This is a genomic window from Rahnella sp. NRRL B-41462, from assembly GCF_003263525.1.
In the GTDB taxonomy this organism is placed as follows: domain Bacteria; phylum Pseudomonadota; class Gammaproteobacteria; order Enterobacterales; family Enterobacteriaceae; genus Rahnella; species Rahnella aceris.
Genome location: NZ_JYDF01000161.1, coordinates 1 through 3,233 on the forward strand (window position 1 = coordinate 1; position 3,233 = coordinate 3,233).

The 3,233-nt window shown below is 55.7% G+C and carries 2 protein-coding genes; both read left to right on the top strand.

The window, feature by feature from the left end:
• The first annotated feature begins 285 nt into the window (after nucleotides 1–285).
• Complete coding sequence (locus UC14_RS25670; protein ID WP_112198698.1) at nucleotides 286–1,767, top strand: sugar ABC transporter ATP-binding protein; 1,482 nt, start codon at nucleotides 286–288, stop codon at nucleotides 1,765–1,767.
• Nucleotides 1,768–1,778: 11 nt separating this feature from the next.
• Entirely contained in the window at nucleotides 1,779–2,774 is a 996-nt protein-coding gene (locus UC14_RS25675; RefSeq protein ID WP_015690214.1) for an ABC transporter permease, read from the top strand.
• Nucleotides 2,775–3,233 lie beyond the last annotated feature (459 nt).

The window sequence follows — 3,233 nt, forward strand, 5'->3', positions numbered from 1 at the left end:
GGGAGGGGGTTTTAAGTATTAACGCAAATGCCTGTCCGGTAACTTAACCCGCTGATTTGTCTTTAATACCCCACCCCAACCCTCCCCTTCGCAGGGGAGGGAGTCGATCGAGTTTCCGCTGAAGACTTTAGATCTTTTCGCTCTTAGTTATCACTTTTATTTTGTTGCTTAAATTCCCTGATATGTTAAAACTCTGCTACTGCGAGTCTTAGACGGCTAAACGTCTAAATCCCCAACCGTCTATTTAATAAGGCCCAACGCCCAGTGACTTCCTCCCTCCTTGAGATGCGTAATATCTCGATTTCATTTGCCGGTTTCCCTGCCCTGCGCCAGGTGGATTTCACGCTGGAAGGCGGATCCGTCCATGCATTAGTCGGCGCAAACGGCGCGGGGAAATCGACGCTGATGGCGGTGCTTTCCGGCACGCATGACCATTACACCGGGCAGATCACTATCGACGGCGAAGCGGTAAATATCCGCCTGCCGCATCATGCCCGCGAGCACGGTATTCATCTGGTGCAGCAGGAAGTGGATGTCGCGCTGGTGCCGACGCTGAACGTTGCGGAAAACATCATGCTCGACCGCCTTTCCGAACCGGGCCATCTGCATAACTGGCCGCAGCTTTACCGCCAGGCGCAACTGCTGACTGAGCAGCTCGGCCTGAACATCAGCCTGCGGGCGCGGATCGAAAGCTGCACGCTGGCCGAGAAACAACTGATTTTGCTGGCGCGGGCGTTATCGCATAAATGCCGTTTTCTGATCCTTGATGAACCGACCGCCCCGCTGGATCAGGCGGAAAGTGCACGCCTGTTCGCGCTGGTCCGCAAGCTGAAAGCCGCCGGAATGGCGATCGTATTTATCTCGCACCGCATTCATGAACTGCGCGATATCTGCGACCGTATGACGGTGCTGCGTGACGGGCGTCTGGTCAGCGATGACAGCATGGACGGCCTGAGCAACGAGCACATTATCGAGAAAATGATCGGCCATCAGCTCGACGATATTTATCCGCCGCGCCGTCCGCCGCACAGCGGTGAAACGCTGCTAAGCATTCACGGGATGCACGATAAAGACAAACTGCGCGATATCTCGCTGCGACTGCATCGTGGCGAAATTCTCGGCATTGCCGGGCTGGCGGGTGCCGGAAAAACGGAACTGTGCAAAGCGTTGTTTGGCGCAACGCCGAGTCAGGTAGAAAGCGGTGAGCTGAATGGCAAACCGTGGAAGCCGAAGGAGCCGCACCTTTCTGTCGAACAGGGGCTGGCGTTAGTACCGGAAGAACGGCGCAAGGAAGGGATTTTCATTGACGAAAATATCCCGATGAACCTGAGTGTGACCGCTGATGACACCTTTTCGCGCTGGAGTATTTTCAACGCGCGCCAGTCGCTGTCATGGGCAAAAGACATTATCAGCCGCTTAGGCATTCGCGCTTCCGGGCCGATGCAGAAGCTGGCCCGGCTTTCCGGCGGCAACCAGCAAAAGGTCGCCATCGGGAAATGGCTGCGCAGTGAGAGTCAGGTGTTGATCTTCGACGAACCGACCAAAGGCGTGGACATCAAGGCCAAAACGGACGTGTTCAGGCTGATCGACGGCCTGGCGCAACAGGGAAAAGGCATTATTTATGCTTCCGGTGAGTTCGCCGAACTGGTCGGTTTATGCGACCGCATTCTGGTGTTATGGGACGGCCGTATCGTCGCCGAACTGAACGCCGCAGACGTCGACGAAGAAACCTTATTAGTCTATTCAACCGGAGGAATACCCGCGTGAACAAAGCCGTGGTGAGTAAAGAAAACGTGCCCGATGCCCGCCAGCCGTGGCGTCATCAGCTGTTCGAATTTTTATATAAATGGGGCATGTTGCTGACCGTGGTGTTGCTGATCGCCGCTTTTGGTCTGGCGTCAGATAACTTCCTCGAACCGTCGAACATCATCAATATCTTGCGTTCGATTGCCATCGTGACGGTGATTGCCATCGGCGTGTCGATTTCCCTGGCGGTCGGCGGCTTCGATTTATCGGTCGGCTCAACGGCATCGCTTGCCAATGCGCTGGTGATTTCGATGTTCGTCTGGCACGGTTTCGGCACGACCGAAGCGATACTTATCACGCTGGCGTTGTGCACGCTGGTCGGCCTGTTCAACGCCTTTCTGATCGTCATCCTGAAAATTCCTGACATGCTGGCAACGCTCGCCAGTCTGTTTGTGATTCAGGGCGCAGCGATGACTTACAGCTACGGCGGTTCCATCACTGAAAACATGTTATTACCGAGCGGCGACATGGCCGAAGGCACGGTCCCTGCGGTGTTCAGCCTGCTCGGTCAGGTGCCGGTGATTGTGATCGTGATGGCCGTCGTGACCATTGCGGTGCAACTGTTTATGTCGCTGACCAAGCATGGCCGCCGCATGTACGCCATCGGCGGAAATCCGCTGGCCGCACGTCTGGCGGGGATCCGCACCGCGCGCTACCGCGTGATTGCTTATGTGATGTCATCTGTTCTGGCCGGTGCAGGCGGGATTTTGCTGGCTTCACGTATCGGTTCTTCGCAGGTGAATGCCGGTGGCGGCTATCTGATGGATGCCGTTGCCGCCGCTTATATCGGTTTCTCGCTGGCCGGTTCCGGTAAGCCTAATGCGCTCGGCACACTGCTTGGCGCGGTGATTTTAGGCGTGCTGTCGAACGGGCTGGTGATGTTGTCGGTGCCGTATTATGCGATGGATATCATCAAAGGGTTAGTGCTGGCAGTGGCGTTAGCGCTGACGTATATCCAGAAGAGATAGCGGAGGCCGCTGCTATATTTCGGCCTCTTTAAGGTCAACACCGTGGGCTCGCCGCCCACACTGGCCCAAAGGGTTTTAAACGAAACCCTTTGGAATCCTGCGTTTTTTTAACTGCGCGCTTCGCTCGCTGACTATGTTTCAGCAACCACAGCGACCGGCTGGAAATCTTGCCGCTGCGCGGTTCCTTCTCTCGGTCTTCGAGCCATAGGTCTCGAAGCCGCTCCGTTCAGCAAGATTTCTGAATCGCCCGCGGGATCTTAAATTCAAGGGCAGACAGTTTAAGATTTCAAAATCAGTCAGGTTGTGAATTAAGAGCCTGAGGCCGGTTCCAAAATACCGCCGGACGAGAGGTGGAAAACCGCGCATCTTTTTGCGCGGGTTGTAACCCGATGGGAGGGAACCGCGCAGCGGCGGGATTTTGCGGCTATCACTGCGGCTGATGAAACATAGTCAGCGAGC

Excerpts from the sequence above, each read along its gene's own strand:
- UC14_RS25670 (WP_112198698.1), top strand. The coding sequence starts at position 286 with ATGCGTAATATCTCGATTTCATTTGCCGGTTTCCCTGCCCTGCGCCAG.